This window comes from Saccharothrix sp. NBAS 001, assembly GCF_056640475.1.
This window is the reverse complement of the sequence record NZ_CM153251.1, coordinates 7,448,887-7,469,914: the sequence shown is the minus strand read 5'-3', so window position 1 is coordinate 7,469,914 and position 21,028 is coordinate 7,448,887. Positions and strand designations below refer to the sequence as shown.

The window sequence follows — 21,028 nt, the reverse complement described above, 5'->3', positions numbered from 1 at the left end:
CGCCGACCGGGTACGGTGCACGCCGTGCGCCTAGGGGTGCTTGATGTCGGGTCCAACACCGTCCACCTCTTGGTGGTGGACGCTCATCGTGGTGCCCACCCGACGCCGATGAGTTCGGAGAAGTCCGTCCTGCGGCTGGCCGAGCAGCTGGACGAGGACGGGCTGCTCACCAAGGCCGGTGCGGACCAGCTGGTCCGCACGGTCGCCGCGACCAAGGCCTCCGCGGCCCGGCTGGGCTGCGAGGACCTGATGGCCTTCGCCACGTCCGCGGTCCGCGAGGCGGGCAACTCGGCCGAGGTGCTCGACCGGGTCCGCTCCGAGACCGGGGTGGACCTCAAGGTCCTGTCCGGCGAGGACGAGGCCCGCTACACCTTCCTGGCGGTGCGCCGCTGGTACGGGTGGTCCGCCGGGCGGCTGCTCTGCCTGGACATCGGCGGCGGCTCGCTGGAACTGGCGATCGGCCTGGACGAGGAGCCCGAGGAGGCGTTCTCGGTCCCGCTGGGCGCGGGCCGGCTGACCCGGACCCGGTTCCGGCACGACCCGCCCAGCCGGTCGGAGATCCGCGACACCACCGAGTGGCTGGACGACCAGCTCGCCCCGGTGGTCAAGAAGCTCCGCCGCGCCGGATCACCCGATCGGGTGGTCGCGACGTCCAAGACGTTCCGCACGCTGGCCCGGCTGACCGGCGCCGCCCCGTCGACCGCCGGGCCGCGCGCCCGGCGGGTGCTCACCCACGCGGGGTTGCGGCAGCTCACCGCGTTCGTCTCGCGGATGTCCGCGCACGACCTGGCGGAGCTGGAGGGGGTGAGCGCGAGCCGGTCCCACCAGCTCGTCGCGGGGGCCCTGGTGGCCGAGGCCACCATGCGAGCCCTGTCACTCGGAGAGCTGGAGATCTGCCCCTGGGCGCTGCGGGAAGGTGTCATCCTGCGTCGGCTGGACCACACTAACGGCCCGGACAACGGCGAGGCGCGGGAGAACCCCGCTGCCCGCACCCGTCGGCCGGGTGACACTGGACGGACTGGCCGCCACGGGGCACGGTGGAGTTGATGAGTCGAGAGAGCGAGTCCGAGCAGACCCAGCGCACGGTCGCGGAGTTGCTCGCCCAGTACGGCGCGGGCTCCGGCGAGGTGTCGCCGCGTCGCCGACGCCGTCGTGCCGAGGACGCCTCGGACACCGCTCCGCAGGCGATCATCGACCGGGTCAACTCCGACAGCGGCCGGCTGCTGCCCATCCGCGACGAGCCCGTCCCGCCGCCCGCCGCGCCCCCGCCGCCGCCCGCCGGCCCCCGCCGGGCCAGCCGCCGCGCGCGCGCCCGACCGAGCCCGAGCGCACCGCCTACCAGCAGCCCGTCCAGCCCCCGGTCCGGCCCGAGCCGCCCGTCGGCCCGCCCGGACGCCTTGACCCGCCGTCGTCGCGCCTGGACGTGCCGCAGCCGCCGCCCGGCCGGCCCGAGCCGCCGGTCCGCCCGGACCCGCGCGCCCGGCTGGACCCGCCGACCGGCCGCCGGCCCGGTCCGCCCGCGCCGCCCAGCGCGGCCGAGGAGACCCGCCAGGTCCCGCCGATCACCGACGACTTCCCGGACGACTACGACTTCGCGGCCGAGGCCGCCCGGTCGGGCCACCCCAAGCCGAACGTCCCGCCGGGCCCGCCGCCCGCCGGACCGCCGAAACCGCCGCCCGCCGAGGCGTCCCGGTCGAACCTGGTCCGCCCCGGCCCGCCGCCGGTCCGCGACCCGGCCACCGAGGTGCTGCCGCGCATCTCGGACAAGCTCACGCCCAACGTGCCGCTGGAGTCGCTGCCCACCGAGTCGGTGCTGATCGTGCCGCCGGCGCCGGCCAAGATGCCCGACCCGCTGCCCGACCAGTCCCCCGAGGACTGGTTCGGCGACGACGACGAGGAGCGCCCGGCCGAGCCGGAGAGCACCCAGTTCCACCCGTACGTCGACCTCGACGAGGAGGACGACGAGGACGACGACTACCGCCGGGCCGACCGCGCCGACTTCGACGACGAGCCCGCCGGGCTGGCCGACGTCGACGCCGACCCGGAGGAGCCGGTCGAGCGCTCGCCCGGCAAGGAGTGGCTGGTCATGATCGGCCAGCTGGCGATCGGCGTGGTCGGCGGCGCGGCGCTGTGGCTGGGCTTCAGCTTCCTGTGGCGCACGCTCGCGCCCGCCGCGCTGGTGGTGGCGCTCGCGGTCACCGTCGGCCTGGTCATGCTGGTCCGCAAGATCCGCCGCGCGGACGACCTCCAGACCACCATCCTGGCCGTGCTGGTGGGCCTGATCGTCACGGTGTCACCAGCGGCGATGCTGCTGGTGAAGTCTTGATCCCGGTCGGCCTGTCCACCGCGGCCGTGTGGCCGCAACCCGCGGGCGCGGCTTTCCAGGCCGCCGCCGAACTCGGGTACGACGGCGTCGAGGTCATGGTGTGGGCCGACCCGGTCAGCCAGGACGTGCGGGCCGTGCGCCGGCTGTCCGAGGGGCTGAAGGTGCCCGTGCTCGCCGTCCACGCGCCGTGCCTGCTGATCAGCCAGCGGGTGTGGTCGCCGGACCCGGTGGAACGGCTGCGCCGCAGCGTCCAGGCCGCGCAGGACCTGGAGGCGCGCACGGTCGTGGTGCACCCGCCGTTCGTCTGGCAGCGCAAGTACGCCGACGGCTTCGCCGACCTGGTCGCCGAGCTGGAGGACGGCTCCGGCGTGGCGATCGCCGTGGAGAACATGTTCCCGGTCCGCCGCCCGCTCGGCCGCGGCCGGTCGGTGCAGGTGACGGCGTTCCGGCCGTCCATCGACCCGACCGACGTCGGCCACCGCAACTACACGCTGGACCTGTCCCACGCCTCGGCCGCCCACGTGGACACCATGGAGCTGGCCAAGCGGATGGGCGACGGGCTCTCCCACGTCCACCTGGCCGACGGCACGGGCCTGCCGAAGGACGAGCACCTGATCCCCGGACGGGGCAGCGAGCCCTGCGCCGAACTGTGCGAGTGGCTGGTCCGTTCGGGCTTCTCCGGGCAGGTTGTGCTGGAGGTCAACACCCGCAAAGCGCGGACAGCCGCCGAACGCCGGGAACTGCTCGCCGAGTCCCTGCTGTTCGCCCGCCTGCACCTCTGACCCGCTGCTTTCCCCCCAAGTACCGACTAGGGTCTTGATCGTGAATCCGTTGCGCACGTTGATCCTCGCCGCCGCGGGCAACGATGCGGTGCGGCGGGCCGTCGCGACCGCGCCGGTCAGCCGGGACGTGGTGCGCCGGTTCGTGGCCGGCGAGACGGTTGCCGAAGCCGTCGACGCGACCGCCGACCTGGTCGAGCACGGCCTCCGGGTCACCCTCGACTACCTGGGCGAGGACACCTCGGACCGGGCCGTCGCCGAGCGGACCGTGCAGTCCTACCTGACGCTGCTCGACCAGCTGCACGAGAGCGGGCTGTCCGACGACGCCGAGGTGAGCGTGAAGCTCTCCGCGGTCGGGCAGGCGCTGGACGAGCGGCTCGCGCTGGACAACGCGTCGCGCATCTGCGCGGCGGCGGGCCAGGGTGGGACCACCGTCACGCTCGACATGGAGGACCACACCACCACCGACTCGACCCTGCGGGTGCTCGGCGAGCTGCGGCGGTACTGGCCGTCGACCGGCGCGGTGCTCCAGGCGTACCTGCGGCGGACCCTGGAGGACTGCCACGCCCTCAAGGGCGCGCGGGTGCGGCTGTGCAAGGGCGCGTACGCGGAGCCCGCCTCCGTGGCGTTCAGCGACCCGCACGAGGTGGACCTGAACTACGTGCGCTGCGCGAACGTCCTGCTGGCCGGCGACGGCTACCCGATGTTCGCCACGCACGACCCGAGGCTGGTGGAGATCGTCGCCGAGCGCGCCCGGTGGCACGACCGCGCGACCGACTCGTTCGAGTTCCAGATGCTCTACGGGATCCGCCCCGCCGAACAGGCGCGACTGGCGGCCGAGGGCCACGTGGTGCGGGTCTACGTGCCCTTCGGGGAGCAGTGGTACGGGTACCTGATGCGGAGGCTGGCCGAACGCCCGGCCAATGTGGCGTTCTTCCTGCGTTCGCTGGTCAGCCGCTCGTGAGGAGCCCCGTGTCGTTCTCGGTAGCCAGTGCCGTCCGCCCGCTCGGCGACGGCACGTACACCGCGACCCTGCCCGCGGAGTGGACCATCGGTCCCAAGCCGCACGGCGGGTTCCTGCTCGCCCTCGCGGCGCGGGCGGCCGTCCACGCGGCCGGCGGCGCGATGCCCGGCACGGAGGACCTCGCCCCGCTCGCGGTCAGCGCCCAGTTCCTGCGCGCGCCGGAGGTCGGGCCGGTGCTGCTGCGCACCGAGGTCCGCAAGGCCGGCCGGACGGCGACGGTGGTCACCTCCACGCTGGAGCAGCGCGGTCGCAGCTGCGTCGAGTCGACCGTGACGGTGGGGCGCATCCCGGTGCAGCCGCCGGACTACGCGGACCTGCCCGACGTGCCCGCCGTGCCGCCCGCCGACGCCGTCGACCTGGCCACGCTCGGGCCCGGCGGGGTCTACAAGCTCGGCTCGGTGTGCGACGTGCGGCTGGACAAGCAGGGCGCGGGCTTCCTGGCCGGGCGCTCCGGCGACCCGCTGGTCCTGCGGCTGTGGGTGCGGCCCTTCGGCGAGCGCGCCGACCCGTACTTCGCGCTGGTCGCGGGGGACATCTCGATGCCGGTCACGTTCAACCTGGGCCGGTTCGGGTGGTCGCCGACGGTGCAGCTCACCGCCCTGCTGCGGGCCGTGCCCGCGTCCGGCTGGCTGCGCGTGCAGGTGACGTGCAGCGCGGTGCACGGGCAGTGGTTCGACGAGGACGCCGTGGTGATCGACTCGACCGGCCGCCTGGTGTGCCAGGCCCGGCAGCTCGCCCTCACGCCCGCCGGCTGACACCCCCTCGGCCGGCGTCGGCCGAACGGCCCAGCCGTGGCAGGCTTGCCGCATGACGACGATCGCGGTGCTCGGGGCGGGGAAGATCGGGGAGGCGTTGCTGTCCGGCCTGTTGCAGGGCGGACGGCCGGCGGACGAGTTGGTGTTCACCGAGAAGCACCCGGAGCGCTCCGCCGCGCTGACCGAGCGCTACGGCGTGAAGGGGGTGGACGTCCCGTCCGCCGCCCAGCTCGCCGACGTGCTGGTGGTCGCGGTCAAGCCGCAGGACATCGAACCGCTGCTGGACGAACTCGCGCCCGTGCTGCGGCCCGGCGCGCTGGTCGTGTCGCTGTGCGCCGGCCTGCCCACCGCGCTCTACGAGCGCCGGCTGCCCGAGGGCACGCCCGTGGTCCGGGTCATGCCGAACACGCCGATGCTGGTCGGCGAGGCCATGAGCGCGATCTCGGCCGGGCGGTTCGCCGGGTCCGGGCACCTCGACCTGGTCGAGGAGCTGCTCGGCACGGTGGGCAAGGTGGCCCGGGTGCCGGAGAACCAGCAGGACGCCGTGACGGCGCTGTCCGGCTCCGGGCCCGCCTACTTCTTCTACCTGGTCGAGGCCATGATCGACGCCGGGATCCTGCTGGGCATCCCGCGCGAGCTGGCCGCCACCCTGATCATCCAGTCCGCGGTCGGCGCGGCCCAGATGCTCAACCAGGGCGACCAGCACCCGGTGATCCTGCGCGAGGCGGTCACCTCGCCCGCCGGGACCACCATCATGGCCATCCGCGAACTGGAGAAGCACGGCGTTCGGGCGGCCCTGCTGGCGGCCATCGAGGCCGCTCGCGACCGTTCGGTGGAGCTGGGGCAGGCCCACCAGGCGGACTGATACCGCCATTGGCCGTCGCACCAGTCCCACGAGTCCCGTTACTCTCAGGGGAGCACGTGCGTGTCGAACCGTCGGTGGGGAAGCCGACGGCACGACGCGTGTCGAAGGACACGGTGAACCATGCCGGAGGACAACGATCGAGCACCTTTGGTCCAGGTCAAGTTCCTGACCGTCGCAGAGGTGGCGCTGGTGATGCGTGTGTCGAAGATGACGGTGTACCGGCTGGTGCACTCGGGCGAGCTGACCGCGGTACGCGTGGGCAAGTCGTTCCGGGTGCCCGAGAAGGCGGTGCACGAGTACCTGAGGAACGCCTACTTCGACGCCGGGTGAGGGCACGCGCCGGCAGCCGGGTAAAGTCACAGGCCGTTCGTGCCTGGTGTCGGCGCGCCCTACCTGATGGGTGTCTCCACCGGCGCGTGGAGAACCACCCAACGTCTAGTGAGTGAGGGACCCGCATGGGCTCGGTCATCAAGAAGCGCCGCAAGCGCATGTCGAAGAAGAAGCACCGCAAGCTGCTGCGCAAGACCCGCGTCCAGCGTCGCAAGCGCGGCAAGTAGGCCTACGGGTTTTCCCGGCGCCGATCCCCGTTCCGCGGGGGTCGGCGCCTGCTTTTTTCCCGGGCGCAGCGGGTTCGGCGGGCGGTGCTCCGCCGTCGCGCGCGCCGCCATCCGGGTGAACGGCGCGGTGACCTGGGTCAAGACCCCGCTCGCGGAACGATCAGGTCTTCGAATTCGTGGGTAGCATCCACGTCGTCGCACCGCACCCCACGCACGGAGTCGCATGGCGCCCAAGGTCGTACTCGTCACCGGTTGCAGCCGCTTCCTCGGCGGCCACCTCGCCGCGCGGTTCGCCGCCAACCCCGACGTGGACCGGGTGCTCGGCGTGGACACCGAGCCGCCGTCGCGCGACCTGCTGCGCCGGATGGGCCGGGCCGAGTTCGTCCGGGCCGACATCCGCAACCCGCTCATCGCCAAGGTCATCGCCGCCGCGCACGTCGACACCGTCGTGCACGCCTCGGTGACCGCCAACCCGGCCGGACCCACCGGCCGCACGGCGATGAAGGAGATGAACGTCATCGGCACCATGCAGCTGCTGGCGGCGTGCCAGAAGTCGCCGCACGTGCGCAAGCTCGTGGTGAAGTCGACCAGCGCGGTGTACGGGTCGTCCTCGCGCGACCCGGCGGTGTTCACCGAGGACATGGGGCCCAAGGACCTGCCCTCCAGCGGGTACGCGAAGGACGCCGTCGAGGTCGAGGGCTACGTGCGCGGGTTCGCGCGCCGCCGGCCGGACGTCGCGGTCACCGCGCTGCGGTTCACCAACTTCATCGGCCCGCGCATCGACACCGTGCTGACCAGGTACTTCGCCCTGCCCGTGGTGCCGACGATCATGGGCTACGACGCCCGCGTGCAGCTGCTGCACTCCGAGGACGCGCTGGCCGTGCTGGAGCGCGCGACCCTGCACGACCTGCCCGGCGTGTTCAACGTCGGCGGCGACGGGGTACTGCTGTTGTCGCAGGCGATCCGACGGGCGGGGAAGCTGCCCCTGCCGGTGCCCAGCACGGCGGTGCCGACCGTGGGCAGGCTGTTCCGCAGCGCCCGGCTGGTGGACTTCTCGCCGGACCAGATGCGGTTCCTGAACTGGGGCCGCGTGGTCGACACCGGTCTGCTGCGGCGCGAGTTCGGGTTCACCCCGAGGTGGACCACGCAGCAGGCGTTCGACGACTACGTGAGCGGCCGGGGGATGCGGCCGCTGATCGACCCGGACCTGGTGGCGTCGGTCGAGCGCGGTGTGCTCGACGCGGCGACCAGGCTCCGGTGAACCCCGCCGAGGAGGTGGACGTGGCAGAGGCACGGGTCATCCCGCTGCACGCCCCGGACCGGGGCGCCTCCCGGCGACCCCGACCGGCGGCCGGGCAGTCGCCGGAGCAGCCCCCTGAGCCGTCCGCGGAGCCGTCCGCCGGGTCGTCTTCCGGGTCGTCTGCCGAGTCGTCTGCCGAGTCGTCTGCTGAGTCGTCTTCTGGGCAACCCGGTTCGCCGGACTGGGAGCGCCGGCTGGCCGGCCTGCTGGCGTTCGCCCGGCGGCGGTTGCAGGGCGACTACGAGGTGGACGAGTTCGGCTTCGACCCCGACCTGACCGACAACGTCCTGATGCCGCCGCTCAAGCCGCTGTACGAGAAGTGGTTCCGGGTGGAGACCATCGGGATGCACAACGTGCCCGCCGAGGGCGGCGCGCTGATCGTGGCGAACCACTCGGGCACGCTGCCGCTGGACGCCACCATGACCGCCTACGCGGTGCGCGCGGACCACCCGGCCCGCCGGCACCTGCGGATGCTGGGTGCCGACCTGGTGTTCAAGACCCCGGTGCTGGGCGCGCTGGCCCGCAAGTCGGGCCAGACCCTGGCGTGCAACCCCGACGCCGAGCGGCTGCTGCGCTCCGGCGAGCTGGTCGGCGTGTGGCCGGAGGGCTTCAAGGGCATCGGCAAGCCGTTCAAGGACCGGTACAAGCTCCAGCGGTTCGGTCGCGGCGGGTTCGTCTCGGCGGCGCTGAACACCGGCGTGCCGATCATCCCGTGCTCCATCGTGGGCGCGGAGGAGATCTACCCGATGATCGGCGACATCAAGGCCCTGGCCAGGCTGTTCGGCTTCCCCTACTTCCCGGTGACCCCGCTGTTCCCGCTGCTGGGCCCGCTCGGCGCGATCCCGCTGCCGTCGAAGTGGTACATCGAGTTCGGCGAACCGATCCGCACCGACGTGCACGGCGAGCACGCGGCCGACGACCCGATGCTGGTCTTCAACCTGACCGACCAGGTCCGCGAGACCATCCAGCAGACCCTCTACCGCCTGCTCACCCAGCGCCGGAACGTCTTCCTGGGCTGACGCCGTCAGGCGCGGGGCTTGGCCACGACCTGCTCGTCGTCCTCGTACACGATCACGCCGGGGTCGTCGGTGGTCACGCGCTCGCAGCCCACGCCGTGGGCGGCCAGGACCTCCAGGTACCCGTCGACCCGGCTGATCAGGTGCCGGGCCGACGCCTTGAACCACGCCACCGCACCGGGGTGCAGGTCGTGGTCGTACACGGTCGGGTCGACGGTGGTCGGGGTGGTGTACGCGGCGTCGTACCAGGCGTTGTTCACGCGGCGGAACTCGTCCTGCTCCGGGGTCGGCCGGCCCTCCCGCGCCAGGCCGTTGACCAGGCCGAACACCCCCGGGTGGATACCGCGCGTGTTCCGGGTCGTGGCCTGGAAGCGGACGTAACGCGGGTTCGCCGCCGGGTCAGCCACGGCGGCGGTACGCCAGGCCCGCGGCGATCGCCCCCGCGACGGCCCCGGCGCCCAGCACCGACGGCACGCCGATCTTCGCGGCCTTGCGGCCGGTCCGGAAGTCGCGGATCTCCCAGCCGCGCTTGCGGGCCGTGTCGCGCAGGCCCGAGTCCGGGTTCACCGCGACCGCCGTGCCGACCACGGACAGCATCGGCACGTCGTTGACCGAGTCCGAGTACGCCGTGCACCGCCGCAGGTCCAGGCCCTCCTTGGCGGCCAGCGAGCGCACCGCGTGCGCCTTCGCCCGGCCGTGCAGCAGGTCGCCGACCAGCTTGCCGGTGTAGACGCCGTCCTCGCTCTCCGAGACGGTGCCGAGCGCGCCGGTCAGGCCGAGCCTGCGGGCGATGATCTGGGCCAGTTCCACCGGGGTGGCGGTGACCAGCCACACCCGCTGCCCGGCGTCCAGGTGCATCTGCGCCAGGGCCTGGGTGCCGGTCCAGATCTTGTCGGCCATCAGCTCGTCGTAGATCTCCTCGCCGAGGCTGACCAGCTCCGCCACCGACCGGCCCGCGACGAACGACAGCGCCTGCTCGCGGGAGGCCTTGACGCTCTGCGGGTCCTCGCGCCCGCCGACCCGGAACTTGATCTGCTGCCACGCGAACCCGGCCAGGTCCGAGTTCTTGAAGTACTTGCGCGCGGCCAGGCCGCGCGCGAAGTGGAAGATCGACGCGCCCATCATCATCGTGTTGTCCACGTCGAAGAACGCGGCGGCGGTCAGGTCGGTGGGAGAGTCCGCGCCCGGACCGCGCACGGAGGCCAGCGCGGCCTCGGCCGAGGCCTCACCGGCCAGTTCGGCGAGCCTCTCCCGTTCCGCCGAGCCCTCCACCACACGCCTTTTCACCACGTCAGCGCCTCCCAGCGTCCGATGGGGACAGGGTAGCGATCAGCCGATGAGGCCGGGCAGCGGTGGCAGCGGGATGGGCAAGGACGGCAGCGTGATGGGCGGTTCGACGCTCGGCGTGACCGACGGGATCGGCAGGCCGGGCTTGCTGGTGCCGGGCGTGGTGCCGACGCCGCCGGGCGGGGCGGTCGGCGCGGGGGTGGTCGTGGTCGGGCCGCCGCCGGGCGCCGGGGTCACCGCGACCGACGTGGCGGGCGCCTCGGTGGCCGGCGCGCTCGGCGTGGTCGGCGGCGCGGCGCACTCGCCGGTCGCGGGCACCGGGCCGACCTCGTCGAACTGACCGGTCGTCACGGTCGCGCAGCGGGCCCGTGCGGACAGGTCCTCGGCGCGCCGCGCGATCCGGCCCAGCAGGTCCAGGGACGTGCCGGCGCGGGCCGCCGCCTCGGCGGGCAGGCGACCGCGCAGGTCGCCCAGGCGGGTCGTCTGGGAACCGGCCCACTCGCGCAGCGAGCCGAGCGTGCGCTCGTCGGCGTTCGAGCCGTGCGCGGCCAGCACGCGGGAACCGGCCGCGGCGTCGGCGTCGAAATCGGTCAACGCGGTGAGGTAGCCGCCCAGCGGGCCGCCGCCGGAGTCCTCGCGGTACCGGTCGAGCATGGTCTCCATCTCGGAGATCCGGGCCGAGGCGAACTCCAGGCGCTTGTACCCCTTGGACTCCTCGCCGAAGGTCAGGCCCAGCGAGGCCGACTCGGCGGTGCGCTTGACGCCGTAGAGCGCGTCACCGGGCAACGCGTCGCGGGACAGCAGGAGGCTCATCCCGACCAGCGAGAACACCAGGCACAACGCGGCGGCGAGGGCGACTGCTAATCGGCCGCGGGCTCCGCTGCGCGGACGCCGCCGGTCGATCTCGGCGGCCGGGGGAGGGGTCGCGCCGAGCACCCGCTCCCGCATCCGGGCCTTGGTCGCCTCGTCGGGGCCGCTCGTGACTGCGGCTTTCCGCAGCAGGGCGACGACGGCGAGTTCGTCGGCGAAGTCCGGATCGGCTTGTTCGGGCTGCGCGTCGACGGCGCGGGCGAACTGCTCGCGCTGCCTGTGACGCCCTAGCGGCGTGATCCCTCTGCCCACCATCCCGCACCGACTCGTCAGGAGTTCCTGCCCCGAGTAACGAACCCGCGGGTGCCGGGGTTACGCGGGTACGAGCGGCGCATCCCACGACCACGCGATCGTGGCGACCGGGTCACCGCAGCCAGTTCGGCAGCAGTTGGGCCAGCCTGCGCACAGCGCGGTGTTGCAGGGCCTTGATGGCGCCTTCGTTGCGACCCATCTTCGCGGCCGTTTCCGCCACGGACAAGCCCTGGATGAAACGGAGAGTGATGCATTCCCGCTGGTCGTCACCCAGTTGGGCTACACATTTGAGGAGTTCCGCGTTGGCCGCATCGGTCAGCACCTCCTGCTCGGGACCGCTCGTGACCTCGCGGTTGTCCGCCGGCTCGGCCGTCGTGACCTCCAGCCGGTAGCGGCTGGACTTCACGTGGTCGAACACGATGTTGCGGGCGATGGTGACGAACCACGCACCCACGTCCCGGCCCTGGTAGCTGATGGAGCCGATGCTGCGCAGCGCGCGGAGGAACGTCTCGCTGGTGACGTCCTCGGCCAGGGTGCGGTCGCCCACCCGGAACAGCACGTACCGGAAGACGACGTCCACGTAGCGGTCGTAGAGCGCACCGAAGGCGTCCGTGTCGCCTGCCTGGGCGGCACGCACGAGGTCCCACGGCTCTTCGACCGAGTCGTTCTGCACACCCTCGATCGTGCTGGACCGGCCGCCCGCACTCCACATCGAGCGGAGTGTCCGGTCCGTCTTGTCGCGCGCCCTTGCGGTCATCGGCTCGCGGCACCTCCACAGAGTCGCCGTCCGGGCAGCATACGTGTTGTTACTCCGTAGTAGGTAGCGGCAACCGGTCTCGAATCCACCACGCGTTCGGCGGCACTGCGTGACGCCACCCGCCCGTGACAGACTGCGCGGAGGTCCGCAGAGTTAAACCAGGAGGTCGACTTGACCGCTTCCGCACGCAACGTCGCCGACCTGGTTCGCGCCTCCGCGCACCGTGGACCCAAGCACGTGGCACTGGTGGATGTCACGACTGCGAACAGTTACACCTGGTCCGAACTCGACTCGTTCGTGGATCGCGAAGCCCACCGGCTGGTGGACGCGGGCGTCGAGCCGGGTGACCGGGTGGTCGTGCGACTGCCGACCGGGCCGGCGTTCTGCGTGGCCGTGTTCGGCGTCCTGCGCGCGGGCGGCGTGGTCGTGCCCGCCGGACCGGGCCAGCCCGCCCGCGAACTCCAGCGCCTGGTCGCCGACAGCGGCGCGCGGCTGCTGGTCGGCGACGGCGGCGGCTCGGACGCCACCGCGCTGCCCGAACCCGAACTCGTGCCCGGCGAGGAGTTCACCGCGATCGGCGCGGACGAGGACCTGGCCGTGCTCGGCTACACGTCCGGGACCTCCGGCGTGCCGCGCGGCGCGATGCTGTCGCACCGGGCGCTGCTGGCCAACGTCGACCAGTGCGCGTCCCTGCGCCCCGCCCCGGTGACCGCGGGGGACCGGGTGCTGCTGGCGCTGCCGCTGTTCCACGTCTACGGCCTGGGGCCCGGTCTGCTCCAGGTGGCGGGCGCGGGCGCGACCGCCGTGCTGCTGGAGCGGTTCGACCCGGACGCCGCGCTCACCGCGATCCGCGAGCACCGGGTGACCACGCTGGTCGGCGTGCCGCCGATGTACCAGGCGATCCTGGCCCAGCCGGTCGAGCGGCTGCGCGACGACCTGGCCACCGTGCGGCTGTTCACCTCGGGCGCCGCGCCGCTGGCGGCGGGCGTGCTCGACGGCGTGCGGCAGGCCGTGGGCCTGCCCGTGTACGAGGGCTACGGCCTGACCGAGACCGGCCCGGTGCTGACCTCCACGCTGGTCGGCGGCACCCCGAAACCCGGTTCGGTGGGGCGCGCGCTGCCCGGCGTCGAGGTGCGCCTGGTCGACACCGACGGCCGGCCGCTCGACCTGGACGAGGACGAGCCCGGCACCGGCCTGGTCGCCGCCCGCGGCGCGAACCTGTTCAGCGGCTACTGGCCGGACGGCGCGCACGGCCCGGACGCCGAGGGCTGGTTCCGCACCGGCGACGTCGGCTACCTCGACGAGGAGGGTGACCTGCACCTGGTGGACCGGGCGGGCGACCTGATCATCGTCAACGGCTTCAACGTCTACCCGCACGAGGTCGAACAGGTCGTCGGCGAGCTGGCCGGGGTGGCCGAGGCGGCGGCGGTCGGCGTGCCGGACGAGCGGACCGGCGAGTCGGTCAAGGTCGTCGTGGTGCCGGCCGAGGGCGCGGACCTGACCGAGGACGCGGTCAAGGACCACTGCGCGGCCCGCCTGGCGAAGTTCAAGGTGCCCACGACGGTCGAGTTCGCCCCGACCCTGCCCCACTCGCCCACCGGCAAACTGGCCCGAGCCCGCCTCCGCCTCCCCCTGGCCTGACCCGGCGCGCGATGATGGGCGGGTGAGCCACCACGTGACGCTGGTCAGCCGGGTCGACTGCCACGCCTGCGACCAGGCCAAGGCCGACCTCGAACGGATCTGCGGCGAACTCGGCGTGCCGTGGGACGTGCAGGACGTGGACGCCGACCGCGAGCTGCGCGCCGAGTACGGCGACCGGGTGCCGGTGATCCTGGTCGACGGCGCCGAGCACGGCTACTGGTCGGTCGAGGAAGCCCGGCTGCGCGCCGCGCTGAGCTGAGCCCGCAGCCCGACCGGGGCCGAAAGATCGCGGATTCGCCGAACCGCGGCGGGCGCGGTGTCGAATTACCCGTATGTCGCGTTGGACCGCAGCCCTGATCGGCCTCCTCGGTGTCGCCGCCGCCCTCGCGGCCGGGCACCTCGTCGCGGGGCTGGTCGGGCCCACCGCGTCGCCCTTCCTCGCGGTGGGCAACACCGCCATCGACTTCACGCCGACGCCGCTGAAGGACTTCGCCGTCCGGACGTTCGGCACCTACGACAAGCTCGTCCTGCTGGTCGGCATGGGCGCGGTGATCGCCGTCGTCGCGGTGGTCGCCGGGCTGCTGTCGCGCAAGAGCCCGCTGCCCGGCACGGTCCTGGCCGGCGCGCTCGGCGTGGTCGGCGTCGCGGCCGTGCTCTACCGGCCCGACCTCGGCCAGCTGGGCGTGCTCGCGCCGATCGCGGCCGGCGTCGTCGGGATCGTGGTCTTCCGGTGGCTGCACCGGGCGGCCACCACGCCCGCCTCGCCCGGCGAGAGCCGCCGGACCTTCCTGATCGCGGCCGGCGCGAGCGTGATCGCGGGCGTCGGCGGGCAGTTCATCGGCACCCGGACCGACGTCGAGGGCTCGCGCCGCGCGATCGGCAGCCTCAAGCCCGCCACGCCGGCGCCCGCGATCCCGGCCGGGGCGGACTTCGTCGCGGACGGGACGCCCTCGTTCATCACGCCGAACCCCGACTTCTACCGGGTCGACACGGCGCTGAGCGTGCCGCGCGTGCTGGCCGAGGACTGGACCTTGCGGGTGCACGGCCTGGTCGACCGCGAACTCACCCTGCGCTACGACGACCTGCGCGGCCGTGACCTGGTCGAACGCACGATCACGATGACCTGCGTCTCCAACGAGGTGGGCGGCCCGTACGTGTCGACGGCGAACTTCGTCGGCGTGCCGCTGCGCGACGTGCTGCTGGAGGCGGGCGTCAAACCCGGCGCGGACCAGCTGTTCTCCACCAGCGTGGACGGGTGGACCGCGGGTTCGCCGGTCGACGTCGTGATGGAACGCGATCGCGGCGCGCTGATCGCGCTGGGCATGAACGGCGAGCCGCTGCCGGTCGAGCACGGGTTCCCGGCCCGCCTGGTCGTGCCCGGCCTGTACGGCTACCTCTCGGCCACCAAGTGGGTGGTCGACCTGGAGCTGACCACGTTCGCGGACAAGCGCGGCTACTGGCTGGAGCGCGGCTGGGGCCAGAAGGGCCCGATCAAGGTCATGTCGCGGATCGACAGCCCGCAGGGGTTCGCCACGGTCCGCGGCCGGGTGGTGGTGAGCGGGGTGGCCTGGGCGCAGCCGACCGGGGTCGGGAAGGTCGAGGTGCGGTCGGACGGCGGCCCGTGGCGCGACGCCGCGCTGGCGGCCGAGGTGAACGGGTCGACGTGGCGGATGTGGCGCGCCGAGCTGGACCTGCCGCCGGGCGGGCACACCGTCGAGTGCCGGGCCACCGACCTCAAGGGGTTCACCCAGCCGTCGGCGCGGGTCGCCCCGATCCCGGACGGCGCGACCGGCTGGCACTCGATTTTTTTCACGATCGAGTGATCCGGCCGAACCGGATCGACCCCTGCTTCGAATGTCTCAGTGACTACCGATTCCGGTAAAACGAGGAGTGATCCGAGTGCGCAAGCTCGCCATCGCCGGCGTCGCCGCCGCAGCTGCCCTGTCCCTCGCGGCCTGCGGAGGTGGCACCAGCGCTTCCAGCACGAGCAGCACGGCGCCCGCCGCGACCACGACCACCACCACCGCCTCGTCGTCCGCGATGGCCGACGGCGTCACGCAGACCACCGACGTGTTCGGCCCGGGCTGCGCGAGCGTGCCGCAGGACCCGTCGAACAAGGGCTCCCTGCAGGGCATGGTCAGCGACCCGGTGGCCATCGCGGCGAGCAACAACCCGCTGCTGACCAAGCTGGTCGCGGCCGTGCAGGCGGCGAACCTGGTCGACACGCTGAACTCCAAGCCCGCGATCACCGTGTTCGCGCCGTACGACCCGGCGTTCGCCGAGCTGGGCGACGCCAAGTTCCAGGAGCTGGCGCACGACCCGGCCACCCTGGGCAAGATCCTGGCCTTCCACGTGGTCGACAAGCGCTACGACGCCAAGGGCCTGGAGTCGGCCGGCACCGTGAAGTCGCTCACCGGCCAGGACCTCAAGATCTCCGGCACCGGCGACGCGATGACCGTGAACGGCGCGCCCGTCCTGTGCGGCAACATCCCGACCAAGAACGCCACGGTGTTCGTGATCGGCAAGGTCCTGTCGCCGCCGGCGGCGTGACCCCTGATCCGGTGGGCGCGGACCTCCCCCCGGACCGCGCCCACCCCCTTCCCCGGCAGATCCGGTCAGCCCTCGGCTGGCCGGATCTCCGGCGTTTCCGGGCCGGTCGTCCGGGGGTCGCCGGGGGTTCACCCGATGGTGGGTGACGAGGTGGGCCGGCCGGGCGCGTATCCACGCGGCGACCCGGCTCCCCTTTTCCCCGGGGGGATGTTCCATGGGGGTTGACCGAGTTCAGGTGCCCACCCGGCCGGCAGGCCGCCGACTTTGTGCATACGTTCACAAGCGGTACGGTGGGTCTATCACTCCGCTGGTGACGGTGCCCGGCGGGTCAGTGCTTCGGATGTCGAGGAGAGCCAGCGTGGTGGATCGGCGGGGCGAGGGTGACGAGGTCGTGACCACCACCTCGAAGCCGCCCGCCGAGTCGGTCGCGGACGTCCGGGAACGGGCGCGCGCGATCCCGGAAGCGGCGGTCGCCCGGCTCGCGGTCTACCTCCGGGTGCTCTCCGGGATGGCCGAGCAGGGCGTGACGACCATCTCCAGCGAAGAACTCGCGGGCGCGGCCGGGGTCAACTCGGCGAAGCTGCGCAAGGACCTCTCCTACGTCGGCTCGTACGGCACGCGGGGCGTCGGCTACGACGTCGAGGTGCTCGTGAGCCACATCGAGCGCATCCTCGGGCTCACCCGCAAGCACTCGGTCGCGGTCGTCGGGATCGGTAATCTTGGTCACGCGCTGGCCAACTACGGCGGCTTCCCGAGCCGGGGCTTCCCGGTCGCGGCGCTGTTCGACATCGACCCGGACCTCACCGGAGTGCCGGTAGGCGGCATACCCGTCCACCACATCGACGACATCACGTCCATCTGCGCCGAACGAGAGGTCTCGATCGGCGTCATCGCCACACCGCCCCAGGCCGCCCAGGCGGTCTGCGACCGTTTGGTATCCGCCGGCGTGCAGTGCATCCTGAACTTCGCACCCGTCGTACTCCAAGTGCCGGACAACGTCGAGGTGCGCAAGGTCGACCTGGCGGTCGAGATGCAGATCCTGTCGTTCCACGTCGCACGACGGGCTGACGAAGCCGCCGTCGACGTGGTCAACGGCGTCGGTGTGGACGGGGTGGTGATTCGCCCGTGATCGTGCGGGTAGTGGGCCGGACGGCTCCGGTTGCGGTGACCGGGCCGAAGACGGGCCCCGGGACGGGGTCGGTGCGGTCATGAGCGTCCTCGTCGTCGGGCTGTCCCACCGCACCACGCCGGTTCCCGTGCTGGAACGCGTCGCCGTGGCCGATTCCGACCTCGGCAAGCTGCTGGACCAGCTGCTCAAGGCGCCCAGCGTGTCCGAGGCCGTGCTGCTGTCGACCTGCAACCGGGTCGAGGTCTACGCCGTCGTGGAGACCTTCCACGGTGGCATGAACGAGGTCGTGGAGGTGCTCGCCCGGCAGGCCGGCGCGGAGCCCGCGGACCTGTTCGAACACCTGTACGTGCACTACGCCGCCGCCGCCGTCGAGCACCTGTTCTCGGTCGCGGGCGGCCTGGACTCGATGGTCGTGGGCGAGGCCCAGATCCTCGGCCAGCTGCGCACCGCCTACAACCGCGCGGACGAGGCCGGCGTCGTCGGCCGCGTGCTGCACGAGCTGACCCAGCAGGCGCTGCGGGTCGGCAAGCGGGTGCACACCGACACCGACATCGACCACGCCGGCGCGTCCGTGGTGTCCGAGGCGCTGGCCGACGCCGCCACCGCGCTGGGCGGCCTCACCGGCCGCACCGCCCTGGTGGTGGGCGCGGGCTCGATGGGCGGCCTGGCCGCGGCCCACCTGCGCCGCGCCGGCATCGGCGAGGTGGTGATCGCCAACCGGACCGCCGCCAACGGCGCGCGGCTGGCGAACGCGCTGGTCGCGGACGGTGTCGCGGCCCGCTCCACCGGCCTGGACGACCTGGTGGCCGAGATCGCCGCCGCGGACGTGCTGTTCGCGTGCACCGGCTCGGTGGACGTGGTCGTGGGCGCCGAGCTGATCGGCGAGCGCGAGCCCGGCCGGCCGCTGGTCGTGTGCGACCTCGGCCTGCCCAAGGACGTCGACCCCGCCGCCGAGCTGCTGGCCGGCGTGCGCGTGGTCGACCTGGAGACCCTGCAACGACGGCTGTCCGACGCCCCCACCGGGCAGGACGCCCTGCGCGCGGCGGAGATCGTCGCCGAGGAGGTGCGCGGCTACCTGGCCGGGCAGCGCTCGGCCGAGGTCACGCCCACCGTGACGGCCCTGCGCAAGCGGGCCGCCGAGGTCGTGGACACCGAGCTGCTGCGGCTGGACTCGCGGCTGCCGGAACTCGACGCCGCGGTCCGCGACGAGTTGGCCAAGACCGTGCGCCGGGTGGTGGACAAGCTCCTGCACACGCCGACCGTGCGGGTCAAGGAGCTGGCCGCCGCTCCCGGTGGCGCGGGGTACGCCGAGGCGCTGCGCGAGCTGTTCGGCCTGGACCCGCAGAAGCCCGCGGCCGTCAGCACCCCCCATTCGACGCGACCCAAAGGTGAGAAGCGGTGAACCGCACCCTGAGGATCGGCACGCGCGGCAGTGCGTTGGCACTCGCGCAGACCGGTCACGTGGCCGACGCGTTGCGCGCCGCAGGCGCCGACGTGGAGATCGTGACCGTCTCGACCCCCGGCGACCGGTCGTCCGCGCCCATCGCCGAGATCGGCATCGGGGTGTTCACCTCGGCGCTGCGCGACGCCCTCGCCAACGGCGAGATCGACGTGGCCGTCCACTCGTACAAGGACCTGCCCACCGCGCGTGACCCGCGCCTGTCCTTGGCCGCCGTGCCGCCGCGCGAGGACCCGCGCGACGCGCTCGTCGCCCGTGACGGCCTGACCCTGGGCGAACTGCCCACCGGCTCGAAGGTCGGCACCGGCTCGCCGCGCCGCGCCGCGCAACTGGAGGCGCTGGGCCTGGGCCTGGACGTCGTGCCGCTGCGCGGCAACGTGGACAGCCGCATCCGCAAGGTGGCCGACGGCGAGCTGGACGCCGTGGTGCTGGCCCGCGCCGGCATCGCCCGACTCGGCCGCACGGCCGAGATCACCGAGACCTTGGAGCCCATCCAGATGCTCCCCGCGCCCGCACAGGGCGCACTCGCGGTGGAGTGCCGGGTCGACGACGTCGACACCGAGCACCTCCTCCAGTCCACTCTGGACGATTCGGCCAGTAGGGCCGCTGTCGCCGCCGAGCGGGCCTTGCTGGCCAAGCTCGAAGCGGGGTGCAGCGCGCCGGTCGGCGCACTGGCCGATGTGGTGGAAGACCTTGACGACCAGGGAGCGGTAGTCCTCCGCCTGTCCCTGCGCGGGGTCATGGCGACGGAGGACGGCGACCTCCTCCGTGCGTCCGCCACCGGTGACTTGACCGCAGCAGAGGAACTCGGCCGCGCGCTGGCCGTCGAGTTGCTCGACCTCTCCGGCCTCGCCGCTGCGCGGTCGGAGGGGCGTAGTTGATGGGGAGTGCCCTGATGACCCGCGCACGCAAGACCCCCGGCCGTGTCGCCTTCGTGGGCTCCGGCCCCGGCGACACCGGCCTGCTCACGGTCCGCGCCCGTGATCTGCTGGCCAAGGCGGAACTCGTGGTGACGGACCCGGACGTGCCGTCCGAGGTGGTCGCCCTCGTCCCGGACGGAGTGGAGATCCGCCCGGCGGTCGGTGATCCGGCCGACGTGGCGAAGGACCTGGTGACCGAGGCGAAGAACGGCCACGCGGTGGTCCGGCTGGTGGCGGGCGACCCGCTCACGCTGGACTCGGTGGTCAAGGAGGCGCAGGCCGTCTCGAAGACGACGATCGCGTTCGACGTGGTGCCGGGTGTCCCGGCGGGCACGGCGGTGCCCGCGTACGCGGGTGTCGCGCTCGGCGCGGTGCACACCGAGGCGGACGTGCGCGGGGTGACGGACTGGGCGAGCCTGGCCGCCGCGCCCGGCACGCTCGTCCTGCACGCCACCGGCAGCCACCTCGCCGAGGCGGCGTCCTCCCTGGTGGAGAACGGCGTCGCGCCGCAGACCCCGGTGGCGGTGACCGCGGACGGCACCGGCTTCGGCCAGCGCACCGTGGACACCACGCTGGCGTCGCTGGCGGCCGACGCGGGCGACCTGGGCGGCCCGCTGGTCGTCACGGTCGGCAGCGCCGTCGCCGGTCGCACCAAGCTGTCCTGGTGGGAGTCCCGCGCCCTCTACGGGTGGCGGGTGCTCGTGCCCAGGACCAAGGAGCAGGCGGGCGCGATGAGCGACCGGCTGCACTCGCACGGCGCGATCCCGGTGGAGGTGCCGACCATCTCGGTCGAGCCGCCGCGCAGCCCGGCGCAGATGGAGCGCTCGGTGAAGGGCCTGGTCGACGGGCGCTACCAGTGGGTGGTGTTCACCTCGACCAACGCCGTCCGCGCGGTGTGGGAGAAGTTCCGCGAGTTCGGCCTGGACGCGCGGGCGTTCTCCGGCGTGAAGATCGCCTGCGTCGGCGAGTCGACCGCGGCCAAGGTGCGCTCGTTCGGGATCATCCCCGAGCTGGTGCCCTCCGGCGAGCAGTCCTCCGAGGGCCTGCTGGCCGACTTCCCGCCGTATGACGACATCCTGGACCCGGTCGACCGGGTGCTGCTGCCGCGCGCCGACATCGCCACCGAGACCTTGGCGGCGGGCCTGCGGGAACGCGGCTGGGAGATCGACGACGTGACCGCCTACCGCACCGTGCGGGCCGCGCCGCCGCCCGCCGACACCCGCGAGATGATCAAGTCGGGCGGGTTCGACGCGGTGTGCTTCACCTCGTCCTCCACGGTCCGCAACCTGGTCGGCATCGCGGGCAAGCCGCACGCCCGGACGCTCGTGGCGTGCATCGGACCGCAGACCGCCGAGACGGCCCGCGAGTTCGGCCTGCGGGTCGACGTCCAACCGGAGGAGGCCAACGTGCCGGCCCTGGTGGACGCCCTGGCCCAGCACGCGGCCAGGCTCCGGGCGGAGGGCGCGCTGCCCCCGCCGCGCAAGACCAAGCGCCTGCGCCGTTCGTGAAGCAACCAGGTCGGGGTCTCCACCGGAGGCCCC

Annotated in this window: 22 protein-coding genes; 18 read left to right on the top strand and 4 right to left on the bottom strand. The window is 73.1% G+C overall.

The annotated features are described in order from the left end of the window. Positions 1-24 precede the first annotated feature (24 nt). From AC0HI0_RS32450 to AC0HI0_RS32405, 10 genes are all read left to right on the top strand, one after another. Positions 25-1,047 carry a Ppx/GppA family phosphatase gene (locus tag AC0HI0_RS32450; protein WP_480927283.1) on the top strand — a complete coding sequence of 341 codons (1,023 nt, stop codon included), beginning with the start codon at positions 25-27 and terminating at the stop codon, positions 1,045-1,047. Positions 1,048-1,423: 376 nt separating this feature from the next. Next, positions 1,424-2,326 (top strand): hypothetical protein, encoded by a 903-nt coding sequence (locus AC0HI0_RS32445; RefSeq protein WP_480927282.1) that lies wholly within the window; start codon positions 1,424-1,426, stop codon positions 2,324-2,326. Further along, on the top strand, positions 2,323-3,108 hold the full coding sequence (locus AC0HI0_RS32440) for a sugar phosphate isomerase/epimerase family protein (protein ID WP_480927281.1): 786 nt from the start codon (positions 2,323-2,325) through the stop codon (positions 3,106-3,108). The genes AC0HI0_RS32445 and AC0HI0_RS32440 overlap by 4 nt, the downstream gene beginning before the upstream one ends. A 40-nt stretch (positions 3,109-3,148) precedes the next feature. Then, positions 3,149-4,069 (top strand): proline dehydrogenase family protein, encoded by a 921-nt coding sequence (locus AC0HI0_RS32435; protein WP_480927280.1) that lies wholly within the window; start codon positions 3,149-3,151, stop codon positions 4,067-4,069. 8 nt (positions 4,070-4,077) lie between these two features. Then, positions 4,078-4,884: a thioesterase family protein gene (locus AC0HI0_RS32430; RefSeq protein ID WP_480927279.1), complete on the top strand. Its 807-nt coding sequence runs from the start codon at positions 4,078-4,080 to the stop codon at positions 4,882-4,884. Between the two features lie 52 nt (positions 4,885-4,936). Beyond that, a complete protein-coding gene (gene proC, locus AC0HI0_RS32425) occupies positions 4,937-5,749 on the top strand; it encodes a pyrroline-5-carboxylate reductase (protein WP_480927278.1) in 813 nt (270 codons plus the stop codon). A 120-nt stretch (positions 5,750-5,869) separates the two neighbouring features. After that, positions 5,870-6,079 (top strand): helix-turn-helix domain-containing protein, encoded by a 210-nt coding sequence (locus tag AC0HI0_RS32420; protein ID WP_015105423.1) that lies wholly within the window; start codon positions 5,870-5,872, stop codon positions 6,077-6,079. A 125-nt stretch (positions 6,080-6,204) separates the two neighbouring features. Further along, complete coding sequence (locus AC0HI0_RS32415; protein ID WP_015105422.1) at positions 6,205-6,306, top strand: 30S ribosomal protein bS22; 102 nt, start codon at positions 6,205-6,207, stop codon at positions 6,304-6,306. A gap of 223 nt (positions 6,307-6,529) precedes the next feature. Continuing rightward, positions 6,530-7,567 (top strand): NAD-dependent epimerase/dehydratase family protein, encoded by a 1,038-nt coding sequence (locus tag AC0HI0_RS32410; RefSeq protein WP_480927277.1) that lies wholly within the window; start codon positions 6,530-6,532, stop codon positions 7,565-7,567. A gap of 20 nt (positions 7,568-7,587) precedes the next feature. Further along, positions 7,588-8,625, top strand: a complete 1,038-nt coding sequence (locus AC0HI0_RS32405; protein WP_480927276.1) for a lysophospholipid acyltransferase family protein — start codon at positions 7,588-7,590, stop codon at positions 8,623-8,625. Between the two features lie 5 nt (positions 8,626-8,630). On the opposite strand, the gene AC0HI0_RS32400 is transcribed toward AC0HI0_RS32405, so the two are convergent. The 4 genes from AC0HI0_RS32400 to AC0HI0_RS32385 form a co-directional block, all read right to left on the bottom strand. Beyond that, positions 8,631-9,029 (bottom strand): hypothetical protein, encoded by a 399-nt coding sequence (locus AC0HI0_RS32400; RefSeq protein WP_480927275.1) that lies wholly within the window; start codon positions 9,027-9,029, stop codon positions 8,631-8,633. Beyond that, complete coding sequence (locus AC0HI0_RS32395; RefSeq protein WP_480927274.1) at positions 9,022-9,912, bottom strand: HAD family hydrolase; 891 nt, start codon at positions 9,910-9,912, stop codon at positions 9,022-9,024. Before AC0HI0_RS32395 ends, AC0HI0_RS32400 begins: the two co-directional genes overlap by 8 nt. A 39-nt stretch (positions 9,913-9,951) precedes the next feature. Then, positions 9,952-11,034 (bottom strand): DUF5667 domain-containing protein, encoded by a 1,083-nt coding sequence (locus AC0HI0_RS32390; protein WP_480927273.1) that lies wholly within the window; start codon positions 11,032-11,034, stop codon positions 9,952-9,954. Between the two features lie 109 nt (positions 11,035-11,143). Further along, complete coding sequence (locus tag AC0HI0_RS32385) at positions 11,144-11,743, bottom strand: sigma-70 family RNA polymerase sigma factor (protein WP_480934440.1); 600 nt, start codon at positions 11,741-11,743, stop codon at positions 11,144-11,146. Between the two features lie 216 nt (positions 11,744-11,959). Here AC0HI0_RS32385 and AC0HI0_RS32380 point away from each other — a divergent pair, with 216 nt between their 5' ends. The 8 genes from AC0HI0_RS32380 to AC0HI0_RS32345 all read left to right on the top strand — a co-directional run bounded on the left by AC0HI0_RS32380 (position 11,960) and on the right by AC0HI0_RS32345 (position 20,995). After that, positions 11,960-13,429: an AMP-binding protein gene (locus AC0HI0_RS32380; protein ID WP_480927272.1), complete on the top strand. Its 1,470-nt coding sequence runs from the start codon at positions 11,960-11,962 to the stop codon at positions 13,427-13,429. Between the two features lie 22 nt (positions 13,430-13,451). Continuing rightward, positions 13,452-13,688 carry a glutaredoxin family protein gene (locus AC0HI0_RS32375; RefSeq protein WP_480927271.1) on the top strand — a complete coding sequence of 79 codons (237 nt, stop codon included), beginning with the start codon at positions 13,452-13,454 and terminating at the stop codon, positions 13,686-13,688. 73 nt (positions 13,689-13,761) lie between these two features. Further along, positions 13,762-15,252: a molybdopterin-dependent oxidoreductase gene (locus tag AC0HI0_RS32370; RefSeq protein ID WP_480927270.1), complete on the top strand. Its 1,491-nt coding sequence runs from the start codon at positions 13,762-13,764 to the stop codon at positions 15,250-15,252. 76 nt (positions 15,253-15,328) lie between these two features. Further along, the gene (locus tag AC0HI0_RS32365; RefSeq protein ID WP_480927269.1) at positions 15,329-15,979 is read left to right on the top strand and encodes a fasciclin domain-containing protein; all 651 of its coding nucleotides are present in this window, start codon (positions 15,329-15,331) and stop codon (positions 15,977-15,979) included. 358 nt (positions 15,980-16,337) lie between these two features. Beyond that, positions 16,338-17,108 carry a redox-sensing transcriptional repressor Rex gene (locus tag AC0HI0_RS32360; protein ID WP_480927268.1) on the top strand — a complete coding sequence of 257 codons (771 nt, stop codon included), beginning with the start codon at positions 16,338-16,340 and terminating at the stop codon, positions 17,106-17,108. Between the two features lie 79 nt (positions 17,109-17,187). After that, a complete protein-coding gene (locus AC0HI0_RS32355; protein ID WP_480927267.1) occupies positions 17,188-18,510 on the top strand; it encodes a glutamyl-tRNA reductase in 1,323 nt (440 codons plus the stop codon). Further along, positions 18,507-19,448 carry a hydroxymethylbilane synthase gene (gene hemC / locus AC0HI0_RS32350; RefSeq protein WP_480927266.1) on the top strand — a complete coding sequence of 314 codons (942 nt, stop codon included), beginning with the start codon at positions 18,507-18,509 and terminating at the stop codon, positions 19,446-19,448. The genes AC0HI0_RS32355 and hemC overlap by 4 nt, the downstream gene beginning before the upstream one ends. Before the next feature lie 14 nt (positions 19,449-19,462). Then, positions 19,463-20,995, top strand: coding sequence for a bifunctional uroporphyrinogen-III C-methyltransferase/uroporphyrinogen-III synthase (locus AC0HI0_RS32345; RefSeq protein ID WP_480927265.1), 1,533 nt, complete (start codon positions 19,463-19,465; stop codon positions 20,993-20,995). Positions 20,996-21,028 lie beyond the last annotated feature (33 nt).

Bases quoted from the DNA above. Each gene is read 5' to 3' on its own strand.
- proC (WP_480927278.1), top strand. From the start codon at position 4,937: ATGACGACGATCGCGGTGCTCGGGGCGGGGAAGATCGGGGAGGCGTTG.
- AC0HI0_RS32420 (WP_015105423.1), top strand. From the start codon at position 5,870: ATGCCGGAGGACAACGATCGAGCACCTTTGGTCCAGGTCAAGTTCCTG.
- AC0HI0_RS32415 (WP_015105422.1), top strand. From the start codon at position 6,205: ATGGGCTCGGTCATCAAGAAGCGCCGCAAGCGCATGTCGAAGAAGAAG.
- AC0HI0_RS32410 (WP_480927277.1), top strand. From the start codon at position 6,530: ATGGCGCCCAAGGTCGTACTCGTCACCGGTTGCAGCCGCTTCCTCGGC.
- AC0HI0_RS32390 (WP_480927273.1), bottom strand. From the start codon at position 11,034: ATGGTGGGCAGAGGGATCACGCCGCTAGGGCGTCACAGGCAGCGCGAG.
- AC0HI0_RS32385 (WP_480934440.1), bottom strand. From the start codon at position 11,743: ATGTGGAGTGCGGGCGGCCGGTCCAGCACGATCGAGGGTGTGCAGAAC.
- AC0HI0_RS32370 (WP_480927270.1), top strand. From the start codon at position 13,762: ATGTCGCGTTGGACCGCAGCCCTGATCGGCCTCCTCGGTGTCGCCGCC.
- AC0HI0_RS32355 (WP_480927267.1), top strand. From the start codon at position 17,188: ATGAGCGTCCTCGTCGTCGGGCTGTCCCACCGCACCACGCCGGTTCCC.
- AC0HI0_RS32345 (WP_480927265.1), top strand. From the start codon at position 19,463: ATGACCCGCGCACGCAAGACCCCCGGCCGTGTCGCCTTCGTGGGCTCC.